Consider the following 19,037-nt stretch of genomic DNA (forward strand, 5'->3'; position numbering starts at 1 on the left):
TGTGCGGGCGAGAAAAAACGCAAAATGGGGAATGATTAAGGGGCCAATGCATGGCCCCTTGAGGAAAGATTACGCCGTGCCGCCGACGGTCAGCGTATCCAGTTTCAACGTCGGTTGGCCGACGCCCACCGGCACGCTCTGCCCTTCCTTGCCGCACACGCCCACGCCTTTATCGAGCGCCAGATCGTTGCCGACCATCGAGATCTGCTGCATCGCCTCGATGCCGGAGCCGATCAGCGTCGCCCCCTTCACCGGCTTGGTGATGCGGCCCTTCTCGATCAGGTAGGCTTCGGTGGTGGAGAACACGAACTTGCCGGAGGTGATGTCCACCTGGCCGCCGCCAAAGTTCGGTGCGTACAGGCCATACTCGACGCTGGCGATGATCTCTTCCGGCGTCGATTGGCCCGCCAGCATGTAAGTGTTGGTCATGCGCGGCATCGGCAGGTGCGCGTAGGACTCGCGGCGGCCGTTGCCAGTTGGTGCGACGCCCATCAGCCGCGCGTTGAGCTTGTCCTGCATGTAGCCTTTCAACACGCCGTTTTCGATCAGCACGTTGTACTGGCCCGGTACGCCTTCGTCGTCGATCGCCAGCGAACCGCGCCGCCCTTGCAGGGTGCCGTCATCCACCACGGTGCACAGTTCCGAAGCCACCCGCTCGCCCATATGGCCGCTGAACACCGAGGTGCCGCGCCGGTTGAAGTCGCCTTCCAGACCGTGGCCCACCGCCTCGTGCAGCAGCACGCCCGGCCAGCCGGCCCCCAGCACCACCGGCATATTGCCGGCCGGCGCGGCCACTGCGCCAAGATTGACCAGCGCCATGCGTACCGCTTCTTTGGCGTAGGCATCGGCGCGCACGTCGCCGTCGACGGTTTCCAGGAAGTAGTCATAGCCGAAACGGCCGCCGCCGCCGCTGGAGCCGCGCTCACGCTTGCCGTCCTGCTCCACCAGCACGCTGACGGAGAGGCGCACCAGCGGGCGAACGTCCGCCGCCAGCGTGCCGTCGGTGGCGGCCACCAACACCTGCTCGTAAACGCCGGTGATGCTGGCGTTCACTTCCTGCACCCGCGCATCGGCGGCGCGCGCCACCTTGTCGACCCGGTGCAGCAGGGCGATTTTCTCTTCGCGCGGCAGGCTTTGCAGCGGATCGAGCAGCGGGTACAGCGCCCGATAGCCGATCTCGCCCAGGGTATGCGCTCGCCCGTCGCCCTGCTCGCGCACGATGCTGCGCGCTGCCTGGGCGCTCTGCTGCAGCGCATTCAGGGTGATCTGATCGGCATAGGCGAAGCCGGTTTTCTCACCGCTGACGGCGCGCACGCCGACGCCCTGGTCGATATTGTAAGAGCCATCCTTGATGATGCCGTCCTCGATCACCCAGGCTTCATGATAGCTGGACTGGAAATAGAGATCGGCGTAATCGATACGGCGTTCTGCCAGTTGACCCAGTACCTTGTACAGGTCTTGATGACTCAGCTTGTTGGTAGCGAGTAACTGCTCACTGACAAACGTCAGGCTCATAATGGTTTCACTCTTGATTGGAGGATAACTTGTCAGACGGCGCCGTCAGCGACGTCTGGAATCGGTTGTGCTGCAATACCGGCATCTGTTGCCGCAACGTTTGCAGGCTAGCGGTGTCCACGCGCACCTTCAGCGCCGCCACGGCGTCCGGGTTCTCGGCCAGCACCTTGCCCCAGCCGTCGACAGCCAGCGAGTGGCCCCAGGTGCGGCGGGTCGGCCCGTGGCGCCCCACCTGCGCCGGCGCCAGGATCATGCACTGGTTCTCGATCGCCCGGGCGCGCAGCAGAATTTCCCAATGCGCCTCGCCGGTGACCCGGGTAAAGGCCGCCGGCACCGAAATCAGTTCGGCGCCCTGTGCCCGCAGCGCCTGGAACAGCGCGGGGAAGCGCAGATCGTAGCATATGGTCATGCCCAAACGCCCGACCGGCGTATCCACCACCGTCAGGTGCTGCCCGTGCTGGTAGGTATCCGACTCGCGGTAGTGGCCGTGCGCGTCGTTGATGTCCACATCGAACATATGCAGCTTGTCGTAACGGGCGCGGAGCTCGCCCTGCTCGTCGAACAACAGGCTGCTGGTGGTGATAAGCTCCGGGTTTTCACGGCTGATCAGGGGCATCGAGCCCACCAGCAACCACACGCCATAGCGGCGCGCCAGTTCGCGCACTGCGTTTTGCAGCGGACCGTCGCCCTGTTTTTCCGCCTGTTGGCGGTAGGCCGCGGAGTTGGCGAACAGCAGCGCGTTCTCCGGCGTCATGACCAGTTTTACCCCGGCATTGAGCTGTTTGATCTGCTGTTCAATCTGGGCCAGGTTATCGCGCACCTGATCGCCACTGCACAACTGCAACAACGCAACGTTAGCATTCCTCATGACGCCTTATCCTCCTTTGGCTTACGCAGTACCTCGTTGATCTTCGGCTGATCGAGATCGCCGCCGATATGGTAGCGAATCAGCGAAATCTTGCTCCACAGCGGCCCCAACACCTGCGAGGCGGCAAATACCGCCGCGCCGACGATCGGGTTGACGACAAACGCCGTGGCCACGCCGACCGTCGCCGAAATCGCCGGCGCCACCACCGCCTCCATATCGATGCGGCGGCGCGCCAGATCGATCTGGCCGCTCATGGCGATGTCCGCCGCCAGGCCGTCGATCAATAGATTATCTGTATGCATTATGCCATCTTTCAGCCAGGCGGTACTGCGGATGGAATCAAAGTAGAAGCCTTTGCCGAAGGTATCGCTGAAATCGAACTGCAGCTTGCGCAGCAGGGCGTCGAAGCTGACCAGTCGCAGTAACTGACCGGCGCGGCCACCGCCCATGCTCTCGATTTCGCCCTTGCCCATCTTGACCTGCAGCGCGCCGCTCAGCGTATCGACCCGTGGCTGCCACGGCGTGCCATGCCAGTACAGATCGAAATCCACGTCGTAAGGCGCGCCTTTCAGCGGAATGGTGATGCCAAAGAAGGCCGCGGTCTCATCGATCTTGCCGCCGAGCAGTTTGCCTTTCAGCGAACTGCGTTCTTCCTGCGCGTTCTGTTTCCACAGACCGGTGGCGCTCATGCGCCCCTTGCCGGTGTCGACCAGGCCGTGATCCAGCGTCAGGGTATCCCCCCGATTGCTCAGATCCGCCTCGACTTTGCCGAAGTTCTGCCCCAGCACCCAGCACGATTTGCAGCGCAGCATCAGCGAAGGCCAGTCGCGGAAAGACACTTTCTCCGTTGGCGGCGGCGCCGTACCCGCCGCACTTTTCGTCTCAGGGAATTGCGGGTTGTAATACAGGTAATTGATGTCGGCACGCCACGGCCCGCGATCGGCCACCCGCAGGCTGCCGACCAGCTCGTCGCTTTTGGCGCTCACCACGGTGGCGCCAAGCTGTTGTTCGGCCGACAGCGTCAGCTTATGCCAGGCCTGGCCGCCCAACAGCAGCTGCGGCGTGGTCAGCGCCACGGTGGTGGGGAAGCTAAAGCCGCCCACCTGACCGCTGGCGCCGCCCTGTTTCAGCGCCGGTGCCAGCAGCGCCAGCCACTTCTCGCCGTCCAGCGCCGGCAGGGTCAGCGTCATCGACTTGCCGGCCGGCAAAGGCGGCGTACCGCCACCGTTGGTTTGCCAGGCGGCGCGCGCCAGGTTCACCCGTTGCTTGTCGAAGCGCCATTCGCTGTTGAAACGATTCTGTTTGCCCGCGCTGCCGGTCAGCATGAAGCCGTTGAGGCCGCCTTTGACCTTGACGTTCACCGGCAGCGCCTCGCCCGGCGCTTTGTCCAGCGGCGGAGGTAAGTGACTGCTTACTTTCCTCAGATCCGCGTCGATGCCGATATCGTAGCTGGCCGACCCCTGATGCGGCAGCGTGATCGCCACCTGGCTCTGCCAGGGCGCGCTGCCGCTGAGCGCGTCGGTGGCCTCTTTCGGCAGGCCGGGGAACTTGCCCGGCTGCCAGTCCCCCTTCAGGCCGACGTTGATCTTGTAGTCGCGCTCGCCTTCCTGAGTGGTGAAGTTGACCGCCACCGGTTGCCCAAACCAGTTGGCCGACAGCGGGTCGCTTTGCAGGTTGCCGTTGTCGAAGCGGAACTTGCCGCTGAGCTTTTGCAGTTCGCTATCCAGCGGCTTGATCAGCAACGAGTTATTGTTCAGCGCCACTTCACCGGTCGCTCTGACCTGCTCGCCGTCCAGGGGAATCTCGAGATGTAAGCGCCCACTGACATCACCGCCAATCTGCAGCTGATCCAGCGCTGCCCCCAGCGAATCGTGCAGCGGCGTTTGCATGAAGTAGTCGTGCACGTCGCTGCCCGCGCCCGCCACCTCGGCGTCGATCAGCAGCCGCTCTTTCAGGTAATCCGGGATCACCGCGCTGATATTTTTGCCCGCCACCTTGCCCAACCGGGTTTGTGGCGCATGCATCCACAGCCCCTCGTTGGCGAAGTCGAGGTCGATCGCCAAATCGGTCAGCGCCGGCCAGCCCGGTTGGAACTGGAAGGTGGCGTGGCGCAGCGGCACGAAGACTTCAAACTGCCCTTCGTTTTTACGGTACGGGAAGTGCTGCGGATCGCCGGAATAAATCAGCGTGGCGTTATCCACCTGGCCGCCCTGAATAGCGCCGCTCAGATAGTCCACCAGATGCTTGCCCATCAGCGGTTCCGGGAAATAGCGCCAGGCGTCGGCGCCGTCATACAGGCGGATGCCCGCCAGAATGTTCAGCCACGGCTCGCCCTTGGCCGGCTGCTGATAGCGGAAATCGCCGTTGACCCACAGCGACTTCGCCTTGACGTCCAACCCCTGGCTCGCCAGCTCCCAACCCCGATCGTTATAACGCCAGGTCAGCGCGCCGCGCGCGCTGCTGACTTCAAGCGGCGCACGGAACATGTCGCCGTAAGGCAAGGTGCTGCCTGCCAGCCCCAGCGTCAGGCGGCCGTTCTCCACACCGCCGCTCAACGCCCCGGAGAAGTGGTTGACGCCCGGCAGCAGTTCCCAACGCTGCCAGCTGACATCGCGCCACAGCGCCTGGAAACGGCTCTTTTCCGGCTGGTTCAACGGAATGTCGAGCGCCAAGGCCTCCATCGTCCCCTGCGGCTGCAGATCGTTCCAGCGATCGAGCACGTCCGGACTGAGGAACGAGAAGGTCGGCAGCAGCGCCGACAGGCGCTCCAGCTGAAGGTTAGTCGCGCGCACCCGCAGCTCTTCATTCTGCGCCGGCCCCATGAACTCGGTGTTTTCCGGCAGCCATAGCGCGGAAAGTGTGCCCTGCGGCCAGGCCTGGCCGTCGGTGCTCAACCGCAGCTGCGGCACGTCGAGCTGCCAACCGGTGCCCTGGCGGCGCAGCGACAGCGCCAGATGGTCTACGTCCAGCCGGTGCTGCGCGGCGCCGGTATCCCAGTTGGCCGTCCCCTGTTTAAGCAACGCCTGGCCGCCGGCGATCTCGCCGTTCTGCACCTGCAGCCAGGCCGCCAGGCTGAAGTCGGCGCTTTCCAGCCCGGTGTTGGCGCGCAGCCAGCGGGTAAACCAGGGTTTCATGTCGATGTTATCGGCCTGCAGGTAGACCGTGCCGGTGTCCAGCAGGCCCTGATTATCGCGCAGGTCCATGCGCAGCTGCACCACGCCGTGCTGGCCGTTCAGCGTCGACAGGCTGATCTGCCCCTCGGCGCGGTGGCGATCGCGGCCGTTGAGCCAGGTCAGCTGAGGAATGTCGAACTCGGCGCGCGCGCCGGCGGGCGTCAGGAATGAAATGCGGCTGTCGCGCAGATCGAAATGATCGAGCTGGCGCAGCATCAGATCGCTGATTTTGCCCGGCTCAAGGCCTTCGCCCTGCCGGTTGCCACTCAGCGTAGCGTTCAGATCGAGCCGGAATTGATAGAAGGTCAGATCGCGGAACTGCCAGCGCCAGTGCAGCAGCGACTGCCATACGTCCAGCGCCAGCGTCACGCGTTCGATATGCACATCGCTTTTGGGCAGCGTGGCGCTCAGGTTGCGTATTTCAAGCTGTGGGCCGAACGTTTCCCAACTGCCCTGCAGGAAATCCATCTGCACGGGCACGCCGGACAGCTTCTCCAGCTGCACCAGCAGCTGGGGACGGTAGTCGTTCAGCTTCGGCAGCATCAGGCGCAGCCCGCTGATCAGCAGCGCCACAATCACGATTAGGGTGGCGCCTGTTGCTAACAGAATCCCAGGCAGTCGCCTCACGCAGTTCTCCTTGCTCCGCTGCCTGGCAACGGGAATATCTATGCACTGACGGGCCCGGCGTGCCGGGCCCTTACGATGTCGGACGGGCTACATCATGACGACGTCGAACTGCTCCTGGCTGTACAACGGTTCGATCTGCACCTTCACCTGTTTGCCGACGAAGATCTCTACTTCGGCCAGCGCATGCGACTCTTCGCTCTTCAGCGCTTCGCCGACCGCCGCCGAAGCGTACACCAGGAAGCGATCGGAATCGTAAGCATGGTGCACGCGCACAATCTCGCGCAGGATCTCGTAGCACACGGTTTCCACCGTTTTCACGGTGCCGCGCCCATTGCAAGTAGGACAATCGTGACAGAGCACATGTTCAATGCTTTCACGCGTTCGTTTACGCGTCATTTCAACTAAGCCTAGCTGAGAGAAGCCGTTGATCGTGGTTTTTACCCGATCTTTACTCAACGCCTGCTCCAGCGAGTGCAGCACCCGGCGGCGATGCTCTTCGTTGTTCATATCGATAAAGTCGATGATGATGATGCCGCCCAGGTTGCGCAGCCGCAGCTGGCGCGCGATGGCCTGCGTCGCCTCGATGTTGGTATTGAAAATGGTTTCGTCGAGGTTGCGGTGGCCGACGAAGGCACCGGTGTTGATGTCAACCGTGGTCATCGCCTCGGTCTGATCGATGATCAGATAGCCGCCGGACTTCAGCTCCACCTTGCGCTCCAGCGCACGCTGGATCTCGTTTTCCACATCATACAGATCGAAAATCGGCTGGCTGCCGGTATAGAGCTCGAGCTTGTTGGTGATGTCCGGGATGTACTCGCCGGTAAACTCCACCAGCAGATCGTGCGTCAGCCGCGAATCGACGCGGATGCGATCCAGCGCCGCGCCGGCGAAATCGCGCAAGATGCGCTGCGCCAGCGCCAGCTCGCCGTACAGCTTGTATTTGGTCTGGTTGCGCTTTTTGCGCTCCATCACCTTGGTCCACAGGCGCTTGAGGAACGCGGCGTCCTGCGCCAGCTCTTCCTCGCCGATGCCTTCCGCCGCGGTGCGGATGATAAAACCGCCCAGTTCATCGCAGTGCGGCGCGACGATGGATTTCAGGCGTTCGCGCTCGGCTTCGCTTTCAATGCGCTGCGAAACGCCGACGTGCGCCGCGCCCGGCATGAAGACCAGATAGCGCGAAGGCAGCGTGATATCGGTGGTCAGGCGCGCGCCCTTGGTGCCGAGCGGATCTTTCACCACCTGCACCATCAGGTCTTGCCCCTGGCGCACCAGCTCGGCGATGTCGCGCACGTGGAAGTTTTTCCGCTCATCGCCGGCGACGCATTCGGTATGCGGCATGATGTCGGAGGCGTGCAGGAAGGCGGCCTTGTCCAGGCCGATGTCGACGAACGCCGCCTGCATCCCCGGCAGAACGCGGCTGACGCGCCCTTTATAGATATTGCCGACGATGCCGCGTTTGGCTTCGCGTTCGATATGGATCTCTTGCAGAATGCCGCCGTCGATATAGGCGACCCGCGTTTCAGACGGTGTGATATTAACCAGTAGCTCAGCTGTCATGCCTTCTCCTCAGAGCCGGTCGATAATGGCAGCGCCCATCAACCGGTTCTTACATCACGTAATGCGACAAAATTACTGAGCAGCTCATGTGTTTCGACCAGCGGCAGACCGACCACCGCGTGATAACTCCCGGTTATCGTTCTGACGAAACAACCACCCTTTCCTTGAATGCCATAGGCGCCCGCCTTGTCCATCGGTTCGCCCGTAGCAATATAGTCGCGGATATCCTGTTGTGACAGGCTGCGGAACGTTACCTCGGTCACCACCAGTTGGCAGCGCACGTCGTGGCGATCGGCGATTGCCACCGCCGTCATCACCTGATGCTGTTTGCCGGACAGGGCCGCCAGCATTTCCGCCGCATGGTCTTCGTCGCGCGGCTTCTCCAGCACCCGGCCGTTGAGCACCACGATGGTGTCGGCGCCCAGCACCGGCCGGTCTTCCTGCGCCAGCGCCACGCCCGCTTTGGCCTTGTCCTGCGCCAGGCGGCGCACATAGGCTTCTGCGGCTTCGCCTTCCCGGCGCTGCTCTTCGGTATGCGTCAGCAGAATGTCGAACGATACGCCCAGCAGGCTCAGCAGTTCACGTCGACGCGGGGAGCCGGAGGCCAGATAAAGCGAAGTCATTGATATATCCTTACTGTACGGCGAACTGACGGCGGATTTTGCGCATCAACAGGAATAACCACGGCCACAAAATGCCGTTTACCACACTACTCCAGAACACCTCCGGGCGGAAAGAGACGTTGATCACTAAAAACTCAGCCCAGAACACCACCACGTCCATCGACAGCGACAGCAGCACGACGATCAGCGCCTGTTGCCACAGCGCCATATTGCGGAACAGTTGGAATTTGAACGCCACCAGATAGGCGATGATACCCAGCGCCAGCGCGCGCACGCCCAGCGTGGAGCCGAGGATCAGATCCATGATCAGCCCCAGCACGAAGCCGGTGCCGACGTTGACCCGGTGCGGCAAGGCCATCACCCAGTAGATCAGGATCAGCACCAGCCAGGAAGGCCGGAACATGTAGATCTGCTCCGGCCACGGCATGATTTGCAGCACCAGCGCCACCAGAAACGACAGCCAGATTATCCAGCGCCCGTGGCTGCGGTAGCTGTTCATTGCACCACTCCCGCCGCGGCAGGCTGAGGTTGGGCTGATGCCGGAGCGGCGGGTTGCGGCGCCACGCCGGTAGCCGGGGCCGGCAGCTGCGGCCCAACAGAACCGGCAGGCGGCAGCACCTGCGGCATCATCTGCATCAGGCGTTCATTGGCCACGCGGTGCACTTCGTCCGGCGGCAGCGGCATGTCGCCGTTGCGATCGGCGCCCCACAGCAGCAGCAGGTAGCGCAAGCGCTGCAGACCAGCGGTCGGCCGCGCCTGAATCACGGTGTAAGCGCGCTGGTTGTCGACCTTGACCGAGGAGACCACCGCCACCGGATAGCCTTCCGGGAAGCGGCCGCCGAGGCCGGAGGTGACCAGCACGTCGCCCACGCGGATATCGGTGTTGTTCGGCAGGTGCTCCAGCTGCAGATCGTCGGCGCAGCCGCTGCCCGCGGCGATCACCCGAATATCGTTGCGCAGCACCTGGATCGGCAGCGCGTGCGAGGCATCGCAGATCAGCAGCACGCGGCTGGTGACTTTCGCCACCGCCACCACCTGGCCGACCACGCCCTTATCGCTGATCACCGGCTGGCCTTCATAGACGCCGTTATCCGACCCTTTGTCGATCACCACCTGATCGCTATACGGATCGGAACCGGTGGAAATCACCTGGGTGACCATCTTGTGTTCGTCCTGGCGCAGCGGCGAACCCAGCAGCTCGCGCAAGCGGGCGTTTTCCTGCTTGAATTGGCCAAGAAGAAGAATATCGCTGTTTTTCAGCAGCAGTTCCTGCCGCAGAGCTCGGTTTTCCAGCTCCAGCTGTTGGCGGGTGGCCAGCGTTTCTGACACGCTGTCCAAAACTTTACGCGGCCCGTTGGCCAGAAAATAGAAAGGGCTGACTGCGGTGTCCATGTAGTTGCGTATCTTCACGAACGTGCCGAGCCGGCTGTCGGCAACGATCAGGCCAATGGCCGCAATCACCGCCAAAAAAAGTCGCAGTTGCAGGGAAGGCCCCCTGCTAAAGATCGGCTTCATAAATTATGCGAGTTCCTCGACAACAGAAAGAGGAACCGTACCCGATTCTCGCTGTGCGCATTCATCCGATACGATTCCTCCCTCCAGGGGCTGACTATTCTTCGCTGAACAAATCGCCGCCGTGCATGTCGATCATTTCCAACGCCTTGCCGCCGCCGCGCGCTACGCAGGTCAGCGGATCTTCCGCCACCACGACCGGGATGCCGGTCTCTTCCATCAGCAGGCGATCGAGGTTGCGCAGCAGCGCACCGCCGCCGGTCAAGACCATGCCGCGTTCGGAAATGTCGGAGGCCAATTCTGGCGGGCACTGCTCCAGCGCCACCATCACCGCGCTGACGATGCCGGTCAGCGGCTCTTGCAGGGCTTCGAGGATTTCATTGGAGTTCAGGGTAAAGCCGCGCGGTACGCCTTCGGCCAGGTTACGGCCGCGGACTTCGATTTCGCGCACTTCGTCGCCCGGGTAGGCAGAACCGATTTCGTGCTTGATGCGCTCGGCGGTGGCTTCGCCGATCAGCGAGCCGTAGTTGCGGCGCACATAATTGATGATGGCTTCATCGAAGCGATCGCCACCGATGCGCACGGAAGAGGAGTACACCACGCCGTTCAGCGAGATCACCGCCACTTCGGTGGTACCGCCACCGATATCCACCACCATGGAACCGGTCGCTTCGGAGACCGGCAGACCTGCGCCGATCGCCGCCGCCATCGGCTCTTCAATCAGGAACACTTCACGCGCGCCGGCCCCTTGGGCGGACTCGCGGATAGCGCGGCGCTCAACCTGAGTCGCGCCGACCGGCACACAGACCAGCACGCGCGGGCTTGGGCGCATAAAGCTGTTGCTGTGAACCTGTTTGATAAAGTGCTGCAGCATTTTTTCGGTCACGAAGAAATCGGCGATCACGCCGTCTTTCATCGGGCGAATAGCCGCGATGTTGCCGGGGGTGCGGCCCAGCATCTGTTTGGCGTCATGACCGACGGCCGCTACGCTCTTTGGGGAGCCGGCACGATCCTGGCGAATGGCAACCACCGAAGGTTCATTCAGTACGATGCCTTGCCCTTTAACATAAATCAGGGTATTGGCGGTACCCAAGTCGATGGACAAGTCGTTGGAAAACATGCCACGAAATTTCTTAAACATAACGAAAGGATAATCCTGCAAGCTGGGGGCGGAAAATAAAATCCGCCTACTTTACCAACCACACGAAGCAGCGACAAGGCGCAAAAACGTTCTACTTCGGTGAAAAATAGTCTGTATTGTTTCTGCTCGAATGCACGGAAATTGGATGAGGCCTGAATTCCCTGAACAAAGGCTCAGTTTACCACCCTGTCAACGCACGAAACGGCGTAACACAGCTCATAAAATCTAACATATTCCCTGATTGTCGCCGATGGTAAGCACCCACCAACGCCAACCAGATAAAAGCTGACAAGAGCCTATCTCAAATAGGCGTCGTTGTCGCAGGCAGATTGGAGAAAACTCCAAAATGACGGGTGACATGGCCCAGATGGAGCCGGTGCTCATTCTACGTCAATTTTTGTCCGGCAATCAGCTTAAACACGATAACGACGTGAATATTTTTTACGCCCCACGTCGATCGGTTCCGGCGACGCGAAAAAGTCGCCCTGCCCGCCGTGGATCCCACGCTCTTTCAACGTCTGCCACTCGCTGCGCGTGCGTACGCTGGCGGCGAACACCTGCGCGCGCGTGCCCGCGCAGGCGCCGGTCAGGCTCTGCACGAACAGCTGGTTTTCATCCCGCTTGTCGATACTCCGCACCAACCCCGGGTGGAGCTTGACGATCTCCACCTGCAACGACTTGATATAGGACGTACTGACCACGGTTAACCCCGCTTTGGACACCGCAAGGCGGCAACCCAGCCCTGACAACAACCTCAGCACCGGACGCAAACGGTCGATATGTTGACACACATCTGCCTCCGCAAGTTCAATCAGAATTCGCCGACGCTGATTTTTTTCGCACTGTAACAGCGTATCGCGCAGCCAGCGCTGAAAAGAACGCTGCAAAATCGAGTCCACGCACAGCGGGAACGCCAGGGTTTCCTCAGGCCACTGCGCCAGCAAGGGGATGACGCGGCTCACCAGTTGGCGATCGTAACTCTCCGCCAGCCCCAGCTGCTGCACCAACGGCATATACTCCGACGGCAGCAATTCCTGGGAGCCGTCATAGATCCGGCTCATGATCTCGCGATGATGCACTTCACCTTCCACGGTCACCGCCGGTTTCTGATACAGGCGCGGGCCGCCGCGCGCCAACACCTGTTCCAGCAGCGTGCGCCACTTGACGCTGCCGCGCCCCCTTTCAGGCACCTGACTGTCGTACACGTACCAGCCGTTTTCGCCCTGCAGCGTGGCGTGGCGCGTCGCCTGTTCCGCGAAGTCGATCACCTGCTCCGTGGTTTGGCCGCTGCGATACGCCACGATGCCGATATGCAGGAAGGCCTCGCGATCGATCAGCGCCGTGGAAGGCAAGGCGTCGATGGCGTTGACCAGCTGTGAAGCGATGCCGTCGGCCTCCTTCAGCGTACGATGCGGCAACAGCACGGTAAAATCGCTGTGAAAATAGCGCGCCAGCAGCGCTGACGGGTAGCGCATCACGAAGGTGGACAGCAGATTGACCAGCGAATACATCAGCTCTTGTACCGCTACGCTGCCATGCGTGTCGCGCAGGGTATCGAAATCGGGCAGCCGCACCATCATCACGATGCCGTGCGAACCTTCATCTTCCAGCTGAGTGGTCAATTGGTTGTCGAAGAACAGGCGATTGTTCAGCCCGGTTTTGGCGTCCTGCGCGGCGAAGGCGCGGATCAGCGTGTCGACCCGGCTGCGCTCTTCCCGCGCTTCCGCCAGATCCGCCAACAGGCGGTCGAGCGCGCCGCTGACGTTGGCCGGCCATTCGCGCACGTCGCCCTGCATGACGTTTTCACGCTCGCCGTTCAGAATGCGCCGGGCGCGGCGTTCCAGGCGATCTTCGCCGTCGGCCTGTTCGCGCAGCCAGCGCAGGCTGAACAGCAAAATCACCACCATCACGACGATCGACAGCGTGACGGCGGCGGTGGATTGCAGCGTGCGCACGTCGCTGGCGAAGGGATCGAGATACGTCATGTGCAGCATGCTGCCCGGGTGCTGCAACAGCGGCCGCGAAACCTGACGATAGCCGTTCAGCGCATCCCAGGGCTCTTTTTTCAGCGTCGGCAATTTATAGTCGAGGAGCTTACTGGAGCCGGCCTCTACGCTGATCGACACGATGCCCAGCGGACGCATGACGAGCGGCAGCCATTTTTCCTGATCGCGCGGCGATTCGCGCAACATGGCTTGATCGAGAGAGGTGACCAGCGAATCAAAGCGGCGCTCCTGGCGATCCTGGGTAACGTAAAAGAAGCTGTATGAGCATCCCATCAGCATCAGAAACATCGCCAGCGCGACCAACAGAGTGATCAATGCAGAGAGTTTGGTGGTAAATCGCATCCCTGTGCCTTGTCCGCTATGGTTAAGTGAGTGTTCACCCCTTAACGAAAAGGGGTTGGTCAACCCTAACAAGCCTTGCCGAGGAAAAAAACCTGCAAGCGCCATTTTTGTCCTTTATCAGGACTTGGGCCGCTTATTATGCATATAGTCAAATAAATATGATTCAGCCATTGAATAGAAAAGTGTAAACGAGAGGAAGAGTGACATGCGTGCACTGTTATTGGAACAACAAGACGACCAAACTCTGGCTCATATCAAAGATATCGGCAGCGATCGGTTGCCGGAAGGCGATGTCACCGTCGACATCAACTGGTCCAGCCTGAACTATAAGGATGCGCTGGCGATCACCGGCAAAGGCAAGATCGTGCGCAACTTCCCGATGGTGCCGGGCATCGACTTCGCCGGCACCGTGCGCCACAGCCGCGACGATCGCTTCAAAGAGGGGCAAAGCGTGGTGCTCACCGGCTGGGGCGTGGGGGAACACCACTGGGGCGGATTGGCCGAACAGGCGCGCGTCTCGGGCGAATGGCTGGTGCCGCTGCCGAACGGCCTGGATGAGCGCAAGGCGATGATCATCGGCACCGCCGGCTTTACCGCCATGCTGTGCGTCATGGCGCTGGAGGAAGGCGGCGTACACCCGGACGACGGCGATATCCTGGTCACCGGCGCCAGCGGCGGCGTGGGCAGCACCGCCATCGCCCTGCTGGCGGCGCTGGGTTACCGGGTGACCGCCATCAGCGGCCGCGACAGCAATACCGAGTACCTGAAAGCGCTCGGCGCCAAAGAGGTGATGTCGCGCGATGGCTATATCGACACGCCGCGTCCGCTGGAGAAGCAGCTGTGGGCCGGCGCGGTGGATACCGTCGGCGACAAACTGCTGGCGCGGGTGCTGGCGCAGATGAACTATAACGGTACCGTCGCCGCCTGCGGCCTGGCGGGCGGTTATCAGCTGCCGACCACCGTGATGCCGTTCATTCTGCGCAACGTGCGCCTGCAGGGTGTGGATTCGGTGCATACGCCGCTGTATCGCCGCCAAACCGCCTGGGAACGGCTGGCCGGCATTCTGCCGGACAGCTTCTATCAGCAGGCCACGCACGAAATCCCCCTCGAACAGGCGCCGGCCACCGCCGCCGCGCTGCTGAACAACCAAATCACCGGCCGCACCCTGGTGAAAATCCGCTGACCGTCTCCCCCCGGCAACGGGGGGTTTGCTCGCTTCTGCGAAATTTCATATTTTCCCGCGTTCCCTCGCTTCCTGTCGGCTTTAGCGCCATGCTTATTGCATAGAGACCCGTTAGCCGCCCGCTGGCGGCGGGGATCCGTTGCGGAGAATTAAGCATGAACAAACACCCCAAATTGACCGAGGCCGACGTTACGCCGGAGAGCGTGTTCCACCAGCGGCGCAAGGTGCTGCAGGCGCTCGGCATCACCGCCGCTACGCTGGCGCTGCCTAACGGCGCACGGGCGGACCTGCTGTCGTGGTTCAAGGGTAACGATCGCCCCAAGGCGCCGCCGGGCAAAGCGCTGGCATTCAGCAAACCGGCCGCCTGGCAGGCCCTGCTGGCGATGACGCCGGAAGACAAGGTCACCGGCTACAACAACTTCTATGAGTTCGGCCTCGACAAAGCCGATCCGGCCGCCAACGCCGGCGGGCTGAAAACCGAAGGCTGGAAAGTGCGCATCGACGGCGAAGTGGCGAAGCCGATAACGCTGGATATCGACGATCTGATGAAGCGTTTCCCGCTGGAACAGCGCATTTACCGCATGCGTTGCGTCGAGGCCTGGTCGATGGTGGTACCGTGGATCGGTTTCGAGCTGGGCAAGCTTCTCAAGTTGGCCGAGCCGAACAGCAACGCGCGCTACGTGGCCTTCCAGACGCTGTACGATCCGGAGCAGATGCCCGGCCAGAAAGATCGCTTTATCGGCGGTGGCCTGAAATACCCCTACGTCGAAGGGCTGCGGCTGGACGAGGCGATGCATCCGCTGGCGCTGCTGACCGTCGGCGTGTACGGCAAAACCCTGCCGCCGCAAAACGGCGCGCCGCTGCGGCTGATCACACCGTGGAAATACGGCTTTAAAGGCATCAAATCGATCGTGCATATCCGTTTGGTACGCGATCAGCCGCCGACCACCTGGAACCAATCCGCGCCGAACGAGTACGGTTTTTACGCCAACGTGAACCCGCACGTCGATCATCCGCGCTGGTCGCAGGCCACCGAGCGTTTCATCGGCTCCGGCGGTATCCTCGACGTCAAACGCCAACCGACGCTGCTGTTCAACGGCTATGCCGACCAGGTGGCGTCGCTGTATCGCGGCATGGATCTGCGGGAGAATTTTTAAGTGCGCCTGACGCCCGTTCATATCAAATGGCTGAAAGCCGCCCTGCATCTGGCGGCGTTCTTGCCCTTTCTCTGGCTGGTGCTGGCGGTGGATCAAGGCTGGTTCAGCGCCGATCCGTCCAAGGACATCCAGCATTTTACCGGCAGGATGACGCTGAAACTGCTGCTGGCCACGCTGGCTATCGCCCCGCTGGCGCGCTACGCCCGCCAGCCGCTGTTGATCCGCTGCCGCCGTCTGGTGGGGCTGTGGTGTTTTGCCTGGGGTACGCTGCACCTGATAAGCTACTCCACGCTGGAACTGGGGCTGAGCAACCTCGGCCTGTTGGGCAGCGAGCTGGTGAACCGGCCTTATCTGACGCTCGGCATCCTCACCTGGCTGATTCTGCTGGCGCTGGCGGCCACCTCGACGCTGTGGGCGATGCGCAAGCTGGGTGCCAAATGGCAAACTTTGCATAACTTCGTTTATCTGGCGGCGATCCTCGCCCCCATCCACTATCTGTGGTCGGTCAAAACGTTTTCTCCCCAGCCGTTCATCTACGCGCTGCTGGCGGTGGCGCTGTTGGGCCTGCGTTACAAGAAATTCCGCGCCTGGTGGCGCTGAGTCGCACGCCGCCGGCGGGAACTTTTTCTGTGTTCCAGCGCTCATATTCCTGTCACGGACCCCCAGGTTCGTCGATTTGGGGTTGAATATCTTCGCTGATAAGACCAGTATTTAGCTGCGAATTGCTACGATATCGTTATAATGCCCGACCTTGTTTCTGTTCTCAGGGTGAATTTGCCCCTTAACAGGTGACAAATCGGTAACATCGGGTTATTTTCTACGATGATGGTTTTATTGCCGGAGATACCAGCACAATGGCGGATAAGTTTCACATTTTGCTTCTGAACGGCCCCAATCTCAATCTGCTGGGGACGCGTGAGCCGGAGAAGTACGGCAGCACGACGCTGACAGAGATTGTTAACGGATTGGAAAACCAGGCATCCGCATTGGATATTACCCTGAGCCATCTGCAATCCAACGCCGAGCATCAACTGATCGATCGCATCCATCAGGCGCGCGGCAACACCGATTTCATTCTGATAAACCCGGCGGCGTTCACGCACACCAGCGTGGCGCTACGCGATGCGTTGCTGGCGGTACAGATCCCGTTCATCGAGATCCACCTGTCCAACGTGCACGCTCGCGAGCCTTTCCGCCATCACTCTTATCTCTCGGACGTAGCGGTAGGCGTGATTTGCGGCCTCGGTGCGGATGGCTACGCTTTCGCTTTACAGGCAGCGGTTAACCGTCTGTCGAAAACCCACTAATTGCTCCACAAAAAGAGTACGGAATCACACTCATGGATATTCGTAAAATCAAGAAACTGATCGAACTGGTTGAAGAGTCAGGCATTTCTGAACTGGAAATTTCTGAAGGCGAAGAATCGGTTCGCATCAGCCGTGCCGCACCGGCGCAGGCTTACCCCGTCATGCAGCAGGCATACGCGATGCCGGCGCAGCAGCCTGCCCTGGCGACTGCCGTTGCCAGCGCTCCTGCGGCAGAAACCCCTGCGGCACCGGCGGCCATGAGTGGCCATGTCGTTCGTTCTCCAATGGTAGGCACCTTCTACCGCACCCCAAGCCCGGACGCGAAAGCCTTCGTGGAAGTGGGCCAGAAAGTGAACGCCGGCGATACCCTGTGCATCGTTGAAGCCATGAAAATGATGAACCAGATCGAAGCGGACAAGTCCGGCGTCGTGAAAGCCATCCTGGTGGAAAACGGCCAGCCGGTCGAATATGACGAGCCGCTGGTCGTCATCGAATAACGAGGCGCCCCCATGCTTGATAAAATTGTTATCGCCAACCGCGGCGAGATCGCGCTTCGCATCCTGCGTGCCTGTAAAGAACTGGGCATCAAGACCGTTGCGGTTCACTCCGCAGCCGACCGCGATCTGAAACACGTGCTGCTGGCCGACGAGACCGTCTGCATCGGTCCTGCGCCATCGGTAAAAAGCTACCTGAACATCCCGGCCATCATCTCGGCGGCAGAAATTACCGGCGCGGTGGCGATCCACCCGGGCTACGGCTTCCTGTCCGAGAACGCCGACTTCGCCGAGCAGGTTGAACGCTCCGGCTTCATCTTCATCGGCCCGAGAGCCGAAACCATCCGCCTGATGGGCGACAAGGTTTCCGCGATCAATGCCATGAAGAAAGCCGGCGTACCGTGCGTACCAGGCTCCGACGGCCCGCTGACCGATGACATGGATAAAAACCGTGCCTTCGCCAAGCGCATCGGCTATCCGGTGATCATCAAGGCGTCCGGCGGCGGCGGCGGCCGCGGCATGCGCGTCGTGCGCAGCGACAAAGACCTTGAGCAATCCATCAACATGACGAAAGCGGAAGCCAAAGCGGCTTTCAACAACGACATGGTATATATGGAAAAATACCTGGAGAATCCGCGCCACATCGAGATTCAGGTATTGGCTGACGGCCAGGGCAACGCCATCTATCTGGCCGAGCGCGACTGCTCCATGCAGCGTCGCCACCAGAAAGTGGTTGAAGAAGCACCGGCACCGGGCATCACCAGCGAAATGCGCCGTTACATCGGCGAACGCTGCTCGAAAGCCTGCGTAGAAATTGGCTACCGCGGTGCGGGCACCTTCGAGTTCCTGTATGAAAACGGCGAGTTCTATTTCATCGAAATGAACACCCGTATTCAGGTAGAGCACCCGGTTACCGAAATGATCACCGGCGTGGATCTGATCAAAGAGCAGCTGCGCATCGCTGCCGGTCAGCCGCTGTCGATCAAACAGGAAGAAGTGAAGATCCACGGCCACGCGGTAGAATGCCGTATCAACGCCGAAGATCCGAACACCTTCCTGCCGAGCCCGGGCAAGATCACCCGCTTCCACGCGCCAGGCGGTTTCGGCGTGCGTTGGGAGTCTCATATTTACGCCGGTTATACCGTACCGCCGTACTATGACTCCATGATCGGCAAACTGATCACCTTCGGCGAAAACCGTGACGTGGCGATTGCCCGCATGAAAAACGCCCTGGCTGAACTGATCATCGACGGCATCAAAACCAACGTTGAGCTGCAGCAGAAGATCATGAACGACGAAAACTTCCAGCACGGTGGCACCAACATCCACTATCTGGAGAAGAAGCTGGGCCTGCAGGAAACCTAAGGCAGGCACGCAGCATCGTCTGACGAAAGGCCGGTTAATCACCTAATGCCGTTCACTTAAGCCTCACGTGACTTATAGCTGAATGGATATTTAGGCGGAACATAAAGCACCGAACGATCATATCTTCGGTGCTTTCTTTTTTCCGGCAGAATGAAGGCCTTTACGTT

The 19,037-nt window shown here is 60.9% G+C and carries 15 protein-coding genes; 6 read left to right on the top strand and 9 right to left on the bottom strand.

Features of this window, described 5'->3' with window-relative positions:
• Window positions 1-69: 69 nt before the first annotated feature.
• From tldD to csrD, 9 genes are all read right to left on the bottom strand, one after another.
• A complete protein-coding gene (tldD, locus tag M6G53_RS18755; protein ID WP_253333682.1) occupies window positions 70-1,515 on the bottom strand; it encodes a metalloprotease TldD in 1,446 nt (481 codons plus the stop codon).
• Between the two features lie 7 nt (window positions 1,516-1,522).
• Window positions 1,523-2,383 carry a deaminated glutathione amidase gene (nit1, locus tag M6G53_RS18760; protein WP_253333684.1) on the bottom strand — a complete coding sequence of 287 codons (861 nt, stop codon included), beginning with the start codon at window positions 2,381-2,383 and terminating at the stop codon, window positions 1,523-1,525.
• Entirely contained in the window at window positions 2,380-6,183 is a 3,804-nt protein-coding gene (yhdP, locus tag M6G53_RS18765; protein WP_253333686.1) for an AsmA2 domain-containing protein YhdP, read from the bottom strand. Before yhdP ends, nit1 begins: the two co-directional genes overlap by 4 nt.
• An 87-nt stretch (window positions 6,184-6,270) precedes the next feature.
• Complete coding sequence (gene rng, locus M6G53_RS18770; RefSeq protein ID WP_253333688.1) at window positions 6,271-7,740, bottom strand: ribonuclease G; 1,470 nt, start codon at window positions 7,738-7,740, stop codon at window positions 6,271-6,273.
• Between the two features lie 38 nt (window positions 7,741-7,778).
• On the bottom strand, window positions 7,779-8,363 hold the full coding sequence (locus tag M6G53_RS18775; protein ID WP_253333689.1) for a Maf family protein: 585 nt from the start codon (window positions 8,361-8,363) through the stop codon (window positions 7,779-7,781).
• A 10-nt stretch (window positions 8,364-8,373) separates the two neighbouring features.
• Window positions 8,374-8,862, bottom strand: coding sequence for a rod shape-determining protein MreD (gene mreD / locus M6G53_RS18780; protein ID WP_004936918.1), 489 nt, complete (start codon window positions 8,860-8,862; stop codon window positions 8,374-8,376).
• The gene (mreC, locus tag M6G53_RS18785) at window positions 8,859-9,878 is read right to left on the bottom strand and encodes a rod shape-determining protein MreC (protein WP_253333691.1); all 1,020 of its coding nucleotides are present in this window, start codon (window positions 9,876-9,878) and stop codon (window positions 8,859-8,861) included. Before mreC ends, mreD begins: the two co-directional genes overlap by 4 nt.
• A gap of 94 nt (window positions 9,879-9,972) precedes the next feature.
• Window positions 9,973-11,016, bottom strand: a complete 1,044-nt coding sequence (mreB, locus tag M6G53_RS18790; protein ID WP_003855260.1) for a rod shape-determining protein MreB — start codon at window positions 11,014-11,016, stop codon at window positions 9,973-9,975.
• 413 nt (window positions 11,017-11,429) lie between these two features.
• Window positions 11,430-13,364, bottom strand: a complete 1,935-nt coding sequence (csrD, locus tag M6G53_RS18795; protein ID WP_253333693.1) for an RNase E specificity factor CsrD — start codon at window positions 13,362-13,364, stop codon at window positions 11,430-11,432.
• A gap of 205 nt (window positions 13,365-13,569) precedes the next feature.
• Here csrD and acuI point away from each other — a divergent pair, with 205 nt between their 5' ends.
• The 6 genes from acuI to accC all read left to right on the top strand — a co-directional run bounded on the left by acuI (window position 13,570) and on the right by accC (window position 18,870).
• A complete protein-coding gene (acuI, locus tag M6G53_RS18800) occupies window positions 13,570-14,547 on the top strand; it encodes an acrylyl-CoA reductase (NADPH) (protein ID WP_253333695.1) in 978 nt (325 codons plus the stop codon).
• Between the two features lie 155 nt (window positions 14,548-14,702).
• Complete coding sequence (gene msrP, locus M6G53_RS18805) at window positions 14,703-15,704, top strand: protein-methionine-sulfoxide reductase catalytic subunit MsrP (protein ID WP_253333697.1); 1,002 nt, start codon at window positions 14,703-14,705, stop codon at window positions 15,702-15,704.
• The gene (gene msrQ / locus M6G53_RS18810) at window positions 15,705-16,304 is read left to right on the top strand and encodes a protein-methionine-sulfoxide reductase heme-binding subunit MsrQ (RefSeq protein WP_016930241.1); all 600 of its coding nucleotides are present in this window, start codon (window positions 15,705-15,707) and stop codon (window positions 16,302-16,304) included.
• A 254-nt stretch (window positions 16,305-16,558) separates the two neighbouring features.
• Window positions 16,559-17,011: a type II 3-dehydroquinate dehydratase gene (gene aroQ, locus M6G53_RS18815; protein ID WP_004936891.1), complete on the top strand. Its 453-nt coding sequence runs from the start codon at window positions 16,559-16,561 to the stop codon at window positions 17,009-17,011.
• Window positions 17,012-17,043: 32 nt separating this feature from the next.
• On the top strand, window positions 17,044-17,508 hold the full coding sequence (accB, locus tag M6G53_RS18820; protein WP_253333699.1) for an acetyl-CoA carboxylase biotin carboxyl carrier protein: 465 nt from the start codon (window positions 17,044-17,046) through the stop codon (window positions 17,506-17,508).
• A 12-nt stretch (window positions 17,509-17,520) separates the two neighbouring features.
• Entirely contained in the window at window positions 17,521-18,870 is a 1,350-nt protein-coding gene (gene accC, locus M6G53_RS18825) for an acetyl-CoA carboxylase biotin carboxylase subunit (protein WP_019453177.1), read from the top strand.
• Window positions 18,871-19,037 lie beyond the last annotated feature (167 nt).

The organism is Serratia nevei, from assembly GCF_024160145.1.
Taxonomy (GTDB): Bacteria; Pseudomonadota; Gammaproteobacteria; order Enterobacterales; family Enterobacteriaceae; genus Serratia; species Serratia nevei_A.